At 45.5% G+C, this 15,245-nt stretch carries 14 protein-coding genes; 4 read left to right on the forward strand and 10 right to left on the reverse strand.

Translation table 11 applies throughout. From position 1 onward, the window contains the following. Positions 1-53 precede the first annotated feature (53 nt). Complete coding sequence (locus QUB39_RS18565; RefSeq protein ID WP_333210225.1) at positions 54-467, reverse strand: hypothetical protein; 414 nt, start codon at positions 465-467, stop codon at positions 54-56. 283 nt (positions 468-750) lie between these two features. Between QUB39_RS18565 and QUB39_RS18570 the strand changes: the two genes are divergently transcribed. Both QUB39_RS18570 and QUB39_RS18575 read left to right on the forward strand, forming a co-directional pair. Continuing rightward, entirely contained in the window at positions 751-1,686 is a 936-nt protein-coding gene (locus QUB39_RS18570; RefSeq protein WP_333057065.1) for a class I SAM-dependent methyltransferase, read from the forward strand. Between the two features lie 404 nt (positions 1,687-2,090). After that, on the forward strand, positions 2,091-2,414 hold the full coding sequence (locus QUB39_RS18575) for a hypothetical protein (protein WP_333057064.1): 324 nt from the start codon (positions 2,091-2,093) through the stop codon (positions 2,412-2,414). 125 nt (positions 2,415-2,539) lie between these two features. Here QUB39_RS18575 and QUB39_RS18580 read toward each other — a convergent pair whose 3' ends face one another. Then, entirely contained in the window at positions 2,540-3,892 is a 1,353-nt protein-coding gene (locus tag QUB39_RS18580) for a cytochrome P450 (protein ID WP_333210228.1), read from the reverse strand. Positions 3,893-4,485: 593 nt separating this feature from the next. Here QUB39_RS18580 and QUB39_RS18585 point away from each other — a divergent pair. Both QUB39_RS18585 and QUB39_RS18590 read left to right on the forward strand, forming a co-directional pair. Next, positions 4,486-4,710 (forward strand): DUF433 domain-containing protein, encoded by a 225-nt coding sequence (locus QUB39_RS18585; RefSeq protein WP_190662860.1) that lies wholly within the window; start codon positions 4,486-4,488, stop codon positions 4,708-4,710. Then, positions 4,694-5,020, forward strand: a complete 327-nt coding sequence (locus QUB39_RS18590; protein WP_333041785.1) for a hypothetical protein — start codon at positions 4,694-4,696, stop codon at positions 5,018-5,020. Before QUB39_RS18585 ends, QUB39_RS18590 begins: the two co-directional genes overlap by 17 nt. A gap of 54 nt (positions 5,021-5,074) precedes the next feature. Here the strand turns inward: QUB39_RS18590 and QUB39_RS18595 are convergent, their stop codons facing one another. The 8 genes from QUB39_RS18595 to QUB39_RS18630 all read right to left on the reverse strand — a co-directional run bounded on the left by QUB39_RS18595 (position 5,075) and on the right by QUB39_RS18630 (position 15,191). Further along, positions 5,075-6,016: a methylated-DNA--[protein]-cysteine S-methyltransferase gene (locus QUB39_RS18595; RefSeq protein ID WP_333279173.1), complete on the reverse strand. Its 942-nt coding sequence runs from the start codon at positions 6,014-6,016 to the stop codon at positions 5,075-5,077. 275 nt (positions 6,017-6,291) lie between these two features. Continuing rightward, on the reverse strand, positions 6,292-6,798 hold the full coding sequence (locus QUB39_RS18600) for a MogA/MoaB family molybdenum cofactor biosynthesis protein (RefSeq protein WP_333201484.1): 507 nt from the start codon (positions 6,796-6,798) through the stop codon (positions 6,292-6,294). A 179-nt stretch (positions 6,799-6,977) separates the two neighbouring features. Next, on the reverse strand, positions 6,978-7,313 hold the full coding sequence (gene psb28 / locus QUB39_RS18605) for a photosystem II reaction center protein Psb28 (protein WP_333210232.1): 336 nt from the start codon (positions 7,311-7,313) through the stop codon (positions 6,978-6,980). A 338-nt stretch (positions 7,314-7,651) separates the two neighbouring features. Then, the gene (locus QUB39_RS18610; protein ID WP_333210234.1) at positions 7,652-9,115 is read right to left on the reverse strand and encodes a DUF1565 domain-containing protein; all 1,464 of its coding nucleotides are present in this window, start codon (positions 9,113-9,115) and stop codon (positions 7,652-7,654) included. 453 nt (positions 9,116-9,568) lie between these two features. Then, a complete protein-coding gene (locus tag QUB39_RS18615) occupies positions 9,569-10,165 on the reverse strand; it encodes a Uma2 family endonuclease (RefSeq protein ID WP_333210236.1) in 597 nt (198 codons plus the stop codon). 166 nt (positions 10,166-10,331) lie between these two features. Next, positions 10,332-12,059 (reverse strand): hypothetical protein, encoded by a 1,728-nt coding sequence (locus tag QUB39_RS18620; RefSeq protein WP_333210238.1) that lies wholly within the window; start codon positions 12,057-12,059, stop codon positions 10,332-10,334. Between the two features lie 159 nt (positions 12,060-12,218). After that, a complete protein-coding gene (locus QUB39_RS18625) occupies positions 12,219-13,199 on the reverse strand; it encodes an SMP-30/gluconolactonase/LRE family protein (protein ID WP_333210240.1) in 981 nt (326 codons plus the stop codon). Positions 13,200-13,466: 267 nt separating this feature from the next. Next, positions 13,467-15,191: a zinc metalloprotease HtpX gene (locus QUB39_RS18630; RefSeq protein WP_333057049.1), complete on the reverse strand. Its 1,725-nt coding sequence runs from the start codon at positions 15,189-15,191 to the stop codon at positions 13,467-13,469. Positions 15,192-15,245 lie beyond the last annotated feature (54 nt).

A 15,245-nucleotide genomic window follows, 5' to 3' on the forward strand; every position in this document is an offset into this window, starting at 1 on the left:
TTACTTAAATGGCTTAATTGGTAGACCGCCAAAAACTGCACAAGTATAAATACTTATTGCAAAAGTGACATGCTCCCGATCGCCACTTTGACGCACAAGTCGATCGTTTGAGTTGTGTCAGCTTTGGGAGTGAGGCGGTTGAGAAAGGAAAGAAAGCCGATGTTTTCGCCGATTTTATTCGCCATAGCCGTTGCACCTAACGCACTGTCGGCGCTGTCTGCTAACTGGTAAAGCCTGACTACGCCTTGATATGGCTCGTTGGGGTTAGCGTAAAGCTCGATCGCGCGATCGCGAATTTTCTCAACTAATTTGCGCTTTGTTTCCCCTGTCAGCGCTTGAATAGTATTATCAAAACCCGTGAGATTGTTCCACTCCCCCGGAACCACAAAATCGAGAGATTTTAACATCATCACAGTGACGCCACCCGACGGCAAATTGTCAACCAATTCAACAATAGACTTGCTCATCAAAAACTCCTGAATAGCCCGATTTAAAGTGTTCTTCCAAATACTCCAACTTCAGCAAATCCGATTCCCGATTCCCGGTAAATTCCCCAGCACTAACTAGGCAAGCACAAATAAATATTATACCACCCGATCCACTTTTGCCCTACTCCGATCTTTTCTCTCTTCTCGCTCCTCTGCGTTCTCTGCGCCCTCTGCGGTTCATTAAAAAAAGTCTTTATATTGACCAACTCAAAATCGCCCAAACGTGTTAAAATAGAGGGCGCAAAATAGAAAAACCTAAAAAATGACTGTTGCAGTTAACAAAACTCCCGGATTAGCCTCGCGTTTAGTAAATGGCGTACTCTCCATCAAGCCTTTAGCTAATCTAGCCAAGCACCAAGCGCGGGAAATGATGATAACAAGAGCCGAAAAAATTGGAGTGCATTGGCGACAAGAAGCCCAAGCACTTTTAGCTCGAAATTGGGATGCAGAATTGCTCAGCGTTCAAAATCCCGATCTGGTTTACCCGAAATATTATCTAACTTCATTCCACGCTTACGAACAAGGTAATATGAGTTGGGAAGCTGCTACAGAAGTAGAAGTTGCCGCCCGTACAGTTCACGCCACAATTTGGCCGGAAGCGGGTGCAGAAGGCGATGCAAAACTCCGCGCCAGCTATCACGAAGTCATCAAATCTCAAATTGCTTCTTCGCCGCGAGATATTGTTGATTTGGGATGCAGTGTGGGAATGAGTACCTTTGCTCTTGGGGAGGTTTACCCGGAAGCGAAGATGACTGGAGTAGAGTTATCGCCTTATTTCTTAGCAGTGGCTAAATACCGTTCCCAACAGCGAGAATCCCAATCTTTCAATCAAAAATCTCCGACTTGGGTTCATGCTGCTGCTGAATCTACAGGTTTGCCTGCGGCAGCTTTTGATTTAGTTTCTATTTGTTTAGTTTGTCACGAATTGCCGCAGAAAGCTACTAGAGAAATATTCCGGGAAGCGAGGCGTTTGCTGCGTGTTGGCGGACATTTGACAATTATGGATATGAATCCTCAGTCGGAAGTTTATGCCAAAATGCCTCCTTATATTTTAACTTTGCTCAAAAGTACGGAGCCTTATTTGGATCAGTATTTTGGGTTGGATATTGAGCAAGCTTTGGTTGATTCTGGTTTTGCTGCGCCGACGATTACTTGTAATACAGTCCGACACCGAACTATTGTTGCTGAGGCAAGATAGCGGTTTTCAGTAGAGTGAAGTACAGATATAGCAATCCTTGCAGGAGTCGTAAATTTTTGACCCCACCCCAACCCTCCCCTTATCAAGGGGAGGGAGTAAGAAATTCACAAATGATTGAGGATGGCTAGATCGGGTAGGACACGGCAGTGCCGTGTCTAAAGTTGTATTTATTTAATTCGATTGAAAACTGCTATAAATGGTAAAGTTGCAGAGATATTATTCGATCCTTGGGGCGGTGCGTGAGTGTAAATAGTCTAATCTGTGGATTTAAAAATTTCTGCGATCGCGCCCCCTACTGATAAATAATTCCGATGCTACCGGATTTGATATTAGACAGCCGTAGAAGCTATTCACAGCGCCATTTGTTAGACATTTTGAGAGAACCCTAAAAGAAGGACATCATCATGAACTCGACAGCACCCTCTCAAAACATCATCGATTGTTTGCAGGTTATCTTGGATGCCACTGCATCGAAAAATTACGAGCTTTTTACCACAGTGGGGGATGCAGGCTACAAAGCGAGCATTACACAACAAATGTTTGACGATGTTAGCGAGCAGCTTGCTTCCCGCCTGCAAAAGGGATACTCAATTAATTATTTTGGTGAGATAAAACAAGGTAATTTTCCGATTTATTTGTGGAAGCTGAGTTTTGAAGATGGTGGAGATGAATTTGTGGCACACATGACTATGAATGAAGACAAAGTTGCGGGGATTTTCATCGAATGACATACAGCATATTCCATGTATATGTAGTACACACAATCTTGAGATCGCCCGTGTAAGGTGCGTCGCCATCAACAATCTGCAAGTTTTATCCAATATCTCGCAGCGACGCACCCTACAGATTAACACTACAGCCGATCGCCCACAACCGTTAATCGGAATCGATCGGGCGGCACAAAGGTGATTCCCCGGCGCGCCGGACGAATTGGCCGATCGAGATTCGATACAAACTCACGGGAAGACAGCACCGTGGCTAAAACCAGCTTCATTTCAAACATCGATAACGCCATCCCGATGCAGCTTCGACTCCCGCCTCCAAACGGTAAAAATTCAGAGGCGGAAAACTTGCGATCTAAAAAGCGATCGGGGTTGAACCGGGCGGGATTTTCGTAGGTTTCAGGGCGACGGTGGGCCAAATAGACACAGGGGATTAAAATCGTTCCCGGTTGATATGTATAGCCTTCGAGTTCGATCGTCCGTTTCACCTTGCGCGGCTGCGAAATTAAGGCAATTGGATAAACCCGCAGCGCTTCCTTGCAGACTGCTGTTAAGTAGGGCGACTGCGAAAGCGCAATCGGATCGGGATTCTCGCCTAATTCATCCAATTCCTGCCGCAACCTAGCAAGGCATTCGGGAAACTGATGCAGCCAGTAAAACGCCCAAGTCAAGGCCGATCCAGTCGTTTCATGTCCCAATAACAACAGCGTCATCAACTGATCGCGCAATTCTCGATCGCCGAGGGATTCGCCGGTGTCGTCGCGGGCCATCATCAACACCGACAGAATATCCGTGCGAGACGAATCGAGAGATTGCGATCGCCTCTCGGCAATTTCCGCATAAATCAGCGAGTCAATCTGGGCCATCTGCTGCAAAAACTGCCCCCACGGGCTCCAAGATCCCAAATTTTGCTGCAAGGGTTCAAAGAAAAATTGTAGGGAGTACAGCTCAGAGGTAATCGCCTCTAAAAGCCTGCTGAGCAAGTGTTTCAGGCGTTCGTAGCGCTCTCCCGGCACTAATCCAAACACGACTTGCAAGATTACTTGCAGCGAAATTTCTGACATTTCTTCGCGGACTGCGATCGCATCTGGGGCTTTCCAGTCGATCGTCTGCTTTTGCGTCAAATCAACAATCAAATGCCCTTGACTGTGCAACTGTTCCCGATGCAGCGCGGGCATTAATAGCTGTCGCTGTCGCAGATGTCGCGGCCCTTCATTCATAATTAGGGATTCATTTCCCACCAGCGGGCGAAATATGTTGGTCACTTTGCCAAACTCAAAGGCATCGGCTAACGTCGTAAACACCGCCTGAATCGCTTCTGGACTGCCCAGAAACACCACGGGGGGCGAAGCGGGCCCCAACACGCGGGCGGTAAATGTATCGCCGTATTTGGCCCAGGAGCGATCGAAAAATGCGATCGGGTCAGCTACCAGCGAAAGCGTTTGGAACAAAGCAGGAGAACGAGATCCGGTAGGCAGCGTCATTCGATTTTAGATTTTAGATTTTAGATTTTGGATTGACTTGCGCGAGATAAATTCGGGGGCGTGAGGATTTTAGATTTTAGATTTTGGATTGATTCCACGGATAAATCACGTGGCGGGTACCACCTTTGAAATTCTTGGTCATTGAAAAACTGGCGATACAGCAATATTTCTAGTGTATTATCGATCGACCTTGCAGCCTGAAATTTATCTGCGATCGATCGCGAAGGCAAGTAGCAAAAATAGTAATGCTATCGGGATCGATCGCATATTGTACGGCTAGCTTCCCAACCTAAACTGCTAAAAGTTGTAGTTTTAGATCAAATGGATGCTAGCGATCGTGTGTTTGGCATTATGCTCACGAAAATCAAATGACCGAAAGCATCCAGGATACCCGCCACGTGATTCATTCCGAAAGTAGACTCAGGACCGGTGAAATAAAAAACCTGTATCCGATGAAACTTGCCGAACGTATTTATCTCGCGCAAGTCAATGCTTCAATTCTTTAATCTAAAATCTAAAATCTAAAATCTAAAATCGATTGACTTTGGGATACAATTGTTGTAAAAGCTGGTAGCCAGTTGGCTGAATTTGTTATGACATTAACATCCCGTGTTGTTCATAGCGACCCCGATATTCTGGGGGGAACCCCTGTTTTTGTTGGGACTCGTGTACCAATGAGAACCCTACTTGACTATCTTGAGGCTGGTGATTCATTAGAGGTTTTTCTAGACCATTTCCCTAGTGTCAGTCGGGAACAGACAATTGCAGCTCTTGAATTAGCAAAGGAAATGCTGACAGCCTATGCGAATCCTGCTTGATGAATGTGCCCCACGACCTTTAAAGCGTGAACTTGCTGATTACGAGATACGCACAGTTGTTGAGATGGGATGGTCAGGAAAAAAGAACGGTGAATTACTGCTGCTTATGAGTCAAGAGGGCTTCACAATTCTGCTTACCACAGATCAAAATTTGCGTTATCAGCAAAACTTGCAGCAAGCTGGAGTAGCAGTCGTTGTTCTTGTAGCATCCAGCAACAGACTTCCTGATTTACTTCCTCTGCTACCAGATGCTCGTAACGTTTTGAATACTATTACTCCGGGGGAAGTGATTGAAGTCGGAGGTTCTTAAAAGTTCTCTAGGCGACGCAGCAAAACAACGCCCATGCACCCGATCGCACAGAGGTTATTTGTTGGGAACGGAGGTAGTCTGCAGCGGGTGATTGACACCGTTAGATCGCTCTATTCCTGCGAGGGTGGTTCCGCAGATTGTACGGCTAGCTTCCCAACCTAACATGACTGTTTTACGCTCTACTCCCCAGCCATAGCCACCGAGTTCTCCAGATTCTCGAATGACTCGGTGACACGGAATTAGATAGCCGATAGGATTGTTACCGATCGCATTTCCTACAGCTCTAGCAGCAGTTGGGCGAGCTACCATTTGAGCTATAGTTTGATAGGTGGCGATCGCACCAAATGGCAATGTCAAAAGTGCTCGCCAAACTTGAATCTGAAAGTTAGTGCCTTTTACCAAGAGCGTTAATGGTTTTTGCTCGCTGAGAGTTTCTGAATTGAAAATCAGGTCACACAATGATTGAGTGGCTTGCTCATCACGAATAATTTCAGCGTTTTTCCATGCCAATCGCAGTCTTTGTGCGGCGGCTTGTTCGTCTGTTGTATCCAAAAAATAAAGATTACAAATACCACGGGTAGTTGTCGCAATTAGAGAGGTGCCAAACGGGGTATCATGAATACCATAGCGAATTTGTAAACCTGCTCCGCCTGCTTTGAACTCCCCTGGTGACATTGCTTCTAAGTTCACAAATAAATCGTGCAATCGTCCGGGACTCGATAGTCTCACGTCCAATGTTAGGTCGAGAAGGCTTTTAGTCTGAGTGATTTTTGACTTGGCATATTCAACTGTCAGATATTGCAAAAACCGCTTGGGGCTAATGCCGGCCCATTGAGTAAATAGCCGTTGAAAATGATATTCACTAAGTCCTATGTGTTGGGCCACAGTTGCCAGATTGGGCTGGTTTAGGTGGTGTTGTCGCATAAAGGCGATCGCCCGAGCAATCCGGTGATAATCTTCGCTAGCATAGACACTCGCATTCTGCATCGAAATCATCTAGTCTAAGTCAAGGGAATAGTGATGTTTCCTCACTTTAGCCATAGAGTAGGCTCAAAGCCACCCGTTTCTTGCGGTGAATGCAGCCACTCGATTTTAGATTTTAGATTTTAGATTTTAGATTGAAGAGATTGAAGAGATTGAAGAGATTGAAGAAAGCGACCTCATATCGTTTCCGGTTGGATGGGAATGATCAAGTCAAGGTCGCGCAATTCCACATTCCCCCACGGATCACTCCCCACTCCCCATCATAAGGAGTGTTACCGGAATTGATATCACCCTCCGCGCAACTGCGTCACCAAGTGAACTAATTCCGGTAAAATTAGCTTTTCCACAGCTAGTTTCACGCCATTGCTAGAGCCAGGAAGAGAAAAGACTAACTTGCCTTGATACACGCCTGCAACAGCGCGAGAGGCGATCGCCCTCGAACCAATTTCTTGATAGCTCAAAAACCGAAATATCTCCCCAAATCCCGGTAAAATCCTGTCAAGCAAACTCTCCATCACATCATAAGTCGTATCTCGGGGAGCGATGCCCGTGCCGCCGTTAAAAATGATTGCATCCACATCTTCACGCTGGGAAAACGCCTGCATTTGCAATACAATTTTGGCCGCATCATCTTTAACAACAGTGTAAGCTACCACAGAGTGACCCGCATCTTTTAGCAGCTTCTTCGTTAACAAGCCACTCTTGTCTGTTTCTGCCGAGCGGGTGTCGCTAACAGTAATGATAGCGCAATTTACGGTTATTTTAGATAAGTCGGGGTGAGGGATTTGCGTCATATAACAGATATTGAAGGAAAAAGAAAGAAGCAAGAAGGAAGAGGAAATCGGGAAAAGGGAAGAGGGAAGAAGTCATTAGTTAGTTGTGATTTTTTCGTTATTAGTTATTCATTATCAAATAACTAATAACCAATAACCAATGCCCCACGCCCCATGCCCCATGCCCTATTCCCCATCAATTATGCCTTGCTAAATCCTAAGCCGTTTGCTTCCGAGTAGCGTTCCATGAAACGCATAAATCGATCCCATTCTGCGGAACTTTTCATTATATAAAGAGCTTCCAAACCAGCAGGCTGACCGTTGATGAACTTAGCATTAACCTCCCGAGTGAGGAGTTCGCCTTCGTCGTCGATCATGTACATTCCAGTAATGTCTTCGGTACTGGTGCTGCTGAGAGCTTTGGGATTTTCAAAGATAAACGTGGCAGTGCCTTGCTCTCCGCTTTTAGAACGGGTTAGGCGCACTTCGGGCACAGCATCTTCGTCTATACCCCGAGAGAATTGAATTTTAGCCATAATCTGACAGTCGAACCTTAAGGATTGCTTAATTTCTTAATGTTTAATCATAAAACGATTCGGGTACTAGCAAATCAAGACTTGGGAGAGGGGAAGCGGGTGAGAGTGGGTGAGAGTGAGGCAATCGGAGACAAGGGGGAGGGGAGATAGGTTGGTTCTTCTGAGATATTGCACCATTCTCCATAATCATTTCAGGGCGGGATCTCCTGCCCAACCCCTACGCCCCACAAGAAAATCTACTCTTTGTGGAACAGGTCGGAAAGCCTGTTGAGCGAGAATGGTGCAAGATTTGAGTTATTTGTACCCCAAGTTATCCTCTCCCTTGTCTCCCAATTCCCTTAGACGATGTAGGGAGAGTTTATAGGATCGGCCCGCTTTGTGGCTACCAGAGTTTGGTAGATGAGGGCGGATATCTCGCCACGGGTGATGTCGTGGGCGGGGGAAAGCTTTTCGCGCGCGGGATAGTTGACCACGATTTTACGCTCTGTGGCGGTTGCTATCTCGTCGGTGGCAAAACTGGGAATCTGAGCTCGATCGACATAAACGCTCAAAGAATTGGGGTTGCCGCCGCCCAACTGCAAGCCGTTTACCAAAGATACGATCGCCTGAACTCTAGTCAAATTCTGCTCCGGGCGAAACGTGTTGTCTGGATATCCAGCCAAAAAGCCAGCTCGATTAGCTTGGTCGATCGCTCCCTTGGCCCAAAAATCCCCCGCCACATCCTTAAAAACCGTCGCCTCACGGCGCGGCACCAATTCAAACGCCTTCGCCAACATCGCCGCATACTGAGCTCTAGTTACAATCTCGTAAGGTTGAAAAGTGCCGTTGGGAAACCCGCTAACAATATTCATCTTTGCCAAGCGATCGATAAAATCCTTAGCCCAATGCGTGCTGATGTCGCTAAATTTTAGCCCTCCAGGAGTCGGAGTTGGCGTCACATTTCCCAAATCAAATAAACCTTTCACCCGCGAAGAATTGAGCTGATTTCCCACCGCATAAATCTTAACCCCAGTCGCATTTTGCAAGTCGAATTCGCCGTTATTCTGAAAGATATTGCCGCCCAAATCTTTAGCATTCCCCATATCTGGCAGGGACTTTTCCTCCGCAGTCAAACCGTATTCCGTATTTTTTTCAATGCGATTATTGCGTAAAATCGGCTGAGATTCTCCTGCTAAAACTATACCGGAGCGATTTTCCAAAATTTGGTTATCAGCAATCAAAGGAGCCGACTGAGCTTCCAGAGAAATGCCGAAATCCGTCTTTTGAAAAATATTGCGCCGTATTACTCCCTTAGCAGTTCCCGCCATAATCACCCCAGCCGCAGAGTTTGCCATAAATATGTTGTCGAGAATCGCAGGATTAGCGCTACCCGTGGCAAAAACGCCTCCGCGCTTACAAAGTGTGAAAGTGCAGTTAGCCACAGTCGGAGAAGTTGACTCAATCCAGACTCCCGTGCCGCGACTATCGAGATTCGTAACAGTTACTCCCCGCAATTGGGAATTACTTGCTAGCAGTATGGTGATATTTTGGCCCGCAGCGGTGGGACTGACAAATTTGCCGCTGCCTTGAATTAGAATGCCTCTACCTTTGTTAGTTTCATTGCCAATAACTTTTACTCCCGATGGAATTTCCAAGGGGAATTTTTCACCACTAGCAGCGCTGTAAGTTCCCGGTGATAACTGAATCGTAGTTCCCGATGCAGCGCGACTGACGATCGCGCGGGCTATAGTTTTGAATGGAGCCGATTGAGTGCCGGCCGCGGAATCGCTGCCTGTTAGCGGGTTGACGTAAAGTGTTGTCATGTTTTTGTTGAATAGATAATTGGCGATCGAGCTTTTGTGCAATTTTCATTGTCTGTGAACTTGACCCCGAATCTATATTCAGCTTTGATTGCGGGGGTTATTTAATTGCACGATATCTGCAATATTACCAATTAGGAGTTGCAACCACAGAGGGATTCCCCCTACAAAAGACTGTATTTCTCGTTCCCAGCAACAGCAGAACCAGACTTATTTAAGAAGTGCCGGATATAGGGATGCTATTTTTTCCAGATGTTGCCAAAACCACTAAAATTTCGATCGCCTCCACCGGAAAATCGAAGGTTTTGCTGTCATATTATGTCCGGTAGATTCCCTCCGCTTCGCTTCGCCCAAAATCAGGTAGGGGCGGGTAAACCTGCCAATATCTGCCAATAATTGACAATCTCAAAAACCCGCCCCGGCTGGGATATTATGGTCAATCGATCGGACATGATATCATGTACGATCCATCGAGATTCCCTGCCCAAAAACCTTAACCGCTTCAGCCAAATCAGTTTCACCCATTAAAATGCAGCGTCTTAGCAAATCGATATCCAGCGTTTCCAATCCTGACAGTTGACTCTGAATTACTTGCTCGTAGCCATCTTCCCGAAGATGATACAGCCGCAGCGTGCCATCTTCCCAAAACCAGATTTCAGGCACGCCCAAAGCTCGATATTTTGGCAACTTGCTCAGTCCACCGCTAGTATAAACCACCTCGATCGACAAATCGGGAATCAACTTAGGTTCTCCCAAACAAAACGATTTGTCTGCTTGAGTAGAAGCTTCTGGCGTCTTCTCCTGCGTCATTGAACCAGAAGGGTAAAACTTAATACCTTGTTGCAGCAGAAAAGTAGTCACCAAGTAACCAATGATTTCCGAAAAATTTTCGTGTTGGAATCCCGGCATCAGAATCTCAATCGCCCCTGCAAAAAAAGACAACTTTATGCCAGGGGAATCTTCCGAAACCTTCTGGATTAACTTGAATTGCTCCCAAGTGCCGTTGAGAACCACTCGCCCATCGAGAGTTTCCCGATCGAGAACTTGTGTCATTGACCCGCACCATTATCTCCTATTGGCATTATAACGCATTGTGCGATCGCTCCTACAGAATATCCATGCAGCAATTGTAGCTTCAAAATCCGAACAGTTATCTCTAGTTCCCAGGCTCTTCCTAAGAACACATATCCCAAGGCTCTGCCTCGCCTTAACTCCCAGCCTATTTCACAATACAAGACGCATCCAAAACCACTAGAATTTCATTCTGAAAAACCGCACAACTTGTCATTGCTGAAGCTAAGGCGGGAATTTTCCCTTGTTCGAGAGAAAGGCTCGCCTCCGGTATAGAATCAAATTGATTTAGCCAGCCATCATCCTTTATATACTGAAGACTCAAAGCATTGCGATCTATCATCCAAAAATCAACTCCATATTGATTGATAAAATTTTGCAATACAGCTCGATCGGGAGTGTATTGAGCGCGAATTAAATCGTTAAGTCGCTGCAGATATCTGCTGTAGTAGCCTTTCTGATACGGCACTGCATATTCTTTTGCCACCAGAACCGAACGCTGACTAAAGGTTGGCAAATGATCCGTATCGGTGGCGATCGAAGCAATCAATATATCTTTAGGTTGTTGCTCAAAAAATTTGTACAAAGCTGGCATTTTACCTTCTACATACCCGACAGTTGGGAATTTTTTGACCAAGGCGGGATAAAGGACAACGGCGATAGCGATTGTCGCTGTCGTAATTAGTGCCACGATATTTTTTAAATGAAATATTGTTGCTGTTTTTGATGCCCAATGACCGACTCCATCGATAATTAAAGTGAGGGCGATCGCAGTTATTAAAACAACAATAAATCGCAAGCTGTAAGCTGTATATCTACCTGGTTGATATAGCTTAAAAATGGTAGCGTGAGCCGCAAAAAACATCGCAGATGATGCTAGAAATAGCTGAAGCAAAAGCCAGATTTTGCTTTGAATCTGATTTGCTAAGGGAAAAACCGATCGCAAAAATAGCAGCAGCGGAAATAACAGCGCGACACAGTGAGTTACAGGCGTAAACAGCGACTTGGGAAACATCCCGCTACCCCGCCCTGTCAGCCAATAATCTACCGGATTTGGACGAAAAAAAGCATTTCTGCCACCTGGTGCAAATTCGGCCATTTGCTTCGCTTCTGCTGCGGTATAAGTTGGGCCAAATTCAGAGTTATCTAAAGCATAGGGCAGCATTACTAAAAATATTAATCCCAAACCTGTACTGCAAAATAGGTAATTTGTGCGATCGCCCGACAAACGCAAACCGCCGTTTTTCCAGCATAGCAGGCGCAAAACTAAAATTCCGGCAGCAACCAAGGCGTAAGGAGGATAGAATAGTCCGATCAGCGCGATCGCCCCCAAACAAGGCAGCAACGAACTGCGCGACAAATAATATAAAAAAGCCAGAAATATCGGATAGATAAAAGCTCTTGGCGTTGTGGAAGCCAAATCATCAGTCATCCACATATGCTGATTTAACAGCAAAGATGCAATAAATCCAGTCATCGGCACTGGCAACATTTCTAGGCAAAGACCAAAACAGTAATAGGTGGAGATTAAGCCGAGAAATAGTGGCAATATTTTGTGAAATAATAGCGGGTGAATGCCAACTGTTGCTGCTAATTTGTAGAGCGTGCTGTATCCTGCGGGGGCGACAGATTGAAAATAATTAGCAATGAAATCGTTGGGGAATAATTCAGGATCGACAAACCGCATCATCCAGAAAACGTGCTGCCTCGCATCGTCTTGCACCATATACTCGGCGCTAAAGACTTGCTTGAGTCCTAAAACAGCATAAACTGTGGCAAATGTCAAGCTCAGAGTCAACCAAAATATTGTGTGCGATCGGGATGTGCGATCGACTGTAGCAGTCAGAAATTTGTGCAACCGAGCTATTAATACCATTTTAGATTTGAGATTTGAGATTTGAGAATTGGGAATGACTGATTTTGACAAGTAGGATTATATTATGCCAGGTCAATTACCCCTAATAAAAAGTGTTTGCCGTAAGGACTTTAGTCCTCACGACAAACCGCTTTATTTTCAACATCGCCCGATTTTAGATTATTTTCCAGCCCGCACGCCCGCAATTTTAAGGCGAATCCGATAAAGACTTGTACTTCCGGTAATATAAAGCGTTTTGCGATCGCTTTCTCCCCAAGCCAAATTAGTCGCCGTCTCAGGTACAGAAATCTTCCCCAAAAGCTTGCCATCCGGCGAAAAGATCCACACTCCCCCCGGCCCGGTGCTGTAAACATTCCCCTCTACATCAACTTTTAAACCGTCGGGTACTCCCCTTTGACTGGCATCTTTTAACTCCGCAAAAAGCTGCTGGTTAGTAACAGTTCCGTCCGGTTTTACATCGAAAACAGCAATGTATCCCGCTTCCGAATTGTTGACATAAAGTTTTTGCTCGTCTGGTGAAAAGGCGATGCCATTCGGCAGCACCAAATCCTTAACCAGCAGAGTTAATTTTCCGTCGGGTGCCAGTCGGTAAACACCGTAAAAGCCCAATTCTTCCTGCTCTTTACTAACACCGTAGGACGGATCGGTAAAATAAATACTGCCATCGGATTTAACAACTAAATCGTTCGGACTGTTGAGCCGCTTACCCTCGTATCTATCCGCCAAGGTGATAACTTTTCCGTCCTTTTCTGTACGGGAGACGCGGCGATTTTCGTGTTCGCCAGTAAGTAAGCGGTTTTCTTTGTCTAAAGTATTCCCGTTGGCTTTTCCCGAAGGGCGGCGAAATACCTCAACTTGCTGATTTGAGCCAAATTTATAGATAATATTGGCGGGAATATCGCTGAACAGCAAAAAGCCGTCTGGATGCCAAATCGGGCCTTCTATAAATTGGAAATTGCTAGCTAGTTTTTCTAGTTTGGCGCTGTCATCGAGAATACTTTGCATGGTATTTTTTGTGTTCTGGTTTTCCGTTTGAGCGGTCATTTTTGTGAAGTTTCCGCTAACTATTTCGCTAGGACTGCTGACTGCTAAAGTTAATACCATCAACAACAAACTAATTGTAGCAATTTTGATTGTCATGTTTGCTCATAAATAAATTATTTCCTTCCCGCCATAAGATTAACTATCTCCTTCTTTACTTCTTCCTTTCTTCTTTCTTTTCTCCAAGAGCGCTATCGCGCCCCTTCGCTAACAAATCTAAAGCGGTTCGTAAACTCACTCTTTTGTCCAGCAAAAAAGATGATTGAGAGCGGTATTAAATTTAATAGTACCGTATGGATCAAAAAAATTAAGCTCTAAAATGCGAGCTTAATTATATTTAACTTAAAAGGTTTTACCTGTCAACTGTTAAGCTGGAAATGAAACAAATAGCGCCGCAATACCAAGAACGATCGCACCGATACCCATCACAAAAGACCAGAAGCGGTGATAACTGTTAACCACCGTACCGCTATCGCTTTCAAGCTGAATCAAATCCATCCAAGGTGCAACACCCCGGCGGAACCAACCCAAAGTCCTAACATCCATCCCAATCAAACTTTCAACCCGTTTCATGCCAAACATAAAATTACCAATTGGCCCAAAACGAGAAGCATAGCGCAGATAAATCATTCCCGTTCTATCTTGCAATTTCAGATCGGAACCGAAGGTATAACCCGCATCGCCGCGACCAATTAATTCGCCTTGTAGTTGCGCCGGTTGACCCCGCAAAGGACTTGCGTAAGGGTCAGACATTAAGGTTAAAACATCCAAATGTTCTGCTTGTTGGTAATTCGGGAACATCACCAGAGTTTTGAGCAAAATTCCTGCACCCAAACCGATCAAAGGACAAGCAACCATCATCATCGGGTTTACAGCATACAGGGAAATGCCGATCGCAAAACCCACCGCTAAGCCCAGAGTTTCTGCACTGTACAGCAGCAAATCGAACACAAAATTGCCGTACAATCTCCGCTTGCTCAAATCGTTGCCTTCGCCGACAATTCGCCCCATGTCAAACTCAATATCTAAGCCTAATTGTTCGGCATAAGTGCTCAAAGCGCGAACTCGTTTACCAGTCAGCGGGTGAGTCGAGTTCAACTCCATCCACCAACCCCACGGATTAAACATATCCCACAAAAACACTCGCCCAATCTTTGCTGGTTCCGAAGAAATCCTGTAAGCAGTGCCAGTAGAGGTGGCAGCTTTGGCATCGTAAATGCCTAAAGCGCGAGTTCCTTCTAATAAGCTGCTGGGTTCTGTTGCTCTTTGTCCTTCTTCCAAAATACCGTAAGCAATTTTTACCAAAGCGCGGGACAAAGCATTGGGATTTCCGGTTGTTTCGGCAGCAAAATGGTCGGCAAAATATTCTCGCGTCCGCGACAAATACAGCAATAAATAAGTGCCAGCGATGTAAAACAAATAAGCAACAGCAGCTACCGTACCGGCCGCATCTTTAGCTTTTTCCCCACCACTTCGACCCATCCTTTGAGTTGTAGTGTAAATTAAATAAGTAATCTGCACCAAAGTCGAAGCTAAAGTCATTACTGCAAAGTCCCAGTGGACGATGTGACCGAGTTCGTGGGCGTAAACAGTGGCAATTTCCTCGTCGTCTAAATAGGTAAAAAGACCTTGACTGACGACTAACCGAGCGCTGTTGGGAAATGAACCGTAAGTAAAAGCAGTAGGGTTTTGGTCGTCGATAATTCCTAAACGCGGACAAGAGAGTTTTTTCTGCTTGCAAACCTTCTTAATAACTTTAGCTGTTTCTGGACTTAGGCTTTCAATTTCTGCTAGGGAAACCCAGCGAGTATGGTATAACCAATTTTGGCTTAAGTCCATCAAGTAAGGTGATAGGAAAAAGGCAGCGATGTTAAAAATCAGAGTTATGGGAAGTGCGATCGCCAATCCGGCGACTGGATCGGGACTGCTGAGAATCAAAACTGAGGCTAAGGATAGCGCTAACACCATACCAAACAGCAGGCTGATGGTGACGCCGGAAGCTAAAACGAGATTTCCCCCAGTTTTCTGTATCAGTTTAACGCCGGCTTTGGCTGCTCGCCCTGCCTTGCGTAAAGGGGCATGAGATGACATAATAATCTCCAAAGGTTATTGACAAAAGGAAATGACCGTGGGATTTTATCTATA

Source organism: Microcoleus sp. AT8-B5, assembly GCF_036705565.1.
GTDB lineage: Bacteria > Cyanobacteriota > Cyanobacteriia > Cyanobacteriales > Microcoleaceae > Microcoleus.

Bases quoted from the DNA above. Each gene is read 5' to 3' on its own strand.
- QUB39_RS18565 (WP_333210225.1), bottom strand. From the start codon at position 467: ATGAGCAAGTCTATTGTTGAATTGGTTGACAATTTGCCGTCGGGTGGC.
- QUB39_RS18615 (WP_333210236.1), bottom strand. From the start codon at position 10,165: ATGACACAAGTTCTCGATCGGGAAACTCTCGATGGGCGAGTGGTTCTC.
- QUB39_RS18600 (WP_333201484.1), bottom strand. From the start codon at position 6,798: ATGACGCAAATCCCTCACCCCGACTTATCTAAAATAACCGTAAATTGC.
- QUB39_RS18630 (WP_333057049.1), bottom strand. From the start codon at position 15,191: ATGTCATCTCATGCCCCTTTACGCAAGGCAGGGCGAGCAGCCAAAGCC.
- QUB39_RS18580 (WP_333210228.1), bottom strand. From the start codon at position 3,892: ATGACGCTGCCTACCGGATCTCGTTCTCCTGCTTTGTTCCAAACGCTT.
- QUB39_RS18575 (WP_333057064.1), top strand. From the start codon at position 2,091: ATGAACTCGACAGCACCCTCTCAAAACATCATCGATTGTTTGCAGGTT.
- QUB39_RS18585 (WP_190662860.1), top strand. From the start codon at position 4,486: ATGACATTAACATCCCGTGTTGTTCATAGCGACCCCGATATTCTGGGG.
- QUB39_RS18625 (WP_333210240.1), bottom strand. From the start codon at position 13,199: ATGACAATCAAAATTGCTACAATTAGTTTGTTGTTGATGGTATTAACT.
- QUB39_RS18590 (WP_333041785.1), top strand. From the start codon at position 4,694: ATGCGAATCCTGCTTGATGAATGTGCCCCACGACCTTTAAAGCGTGAA.
- QUB39_RS18570 (WP_333057065.1), top strand. From the start codon at position 751: ATGACTGTTGCAGTTAACAAAACTCCCGGATTAGCCTCGCGTTTAGTA.
- QUB39_RS18595 (WP_333279173.1), bottom strand. From the start codon at position 6,016: ATGATTTCGATGCAGAATGCGAGTGTCTATGCTAGCGAAGATTATCAC.
- QUB39_RS18610 (WP_333210234.1), bottom strand. From the start codon at position 9,115: ATGACAACACTTTACGTCAACCCGCTAACAGGCAGCGATTCCGCGGCC.
- QUB39_RS18620 (WP_333210238.1), bottom strand. From the start codon at position 12,059: ATGGTATTAATAGCTCGGTTGCACAAATTTCTGACTGCTACAGTCGAT.
- psb28 (WP_333210232.1), bottom strand. From the start codon at position 7,313: ATGGCTAAAATTCAATTCTCTCGGGGTATAGACGAAGATGCTGTGCCC.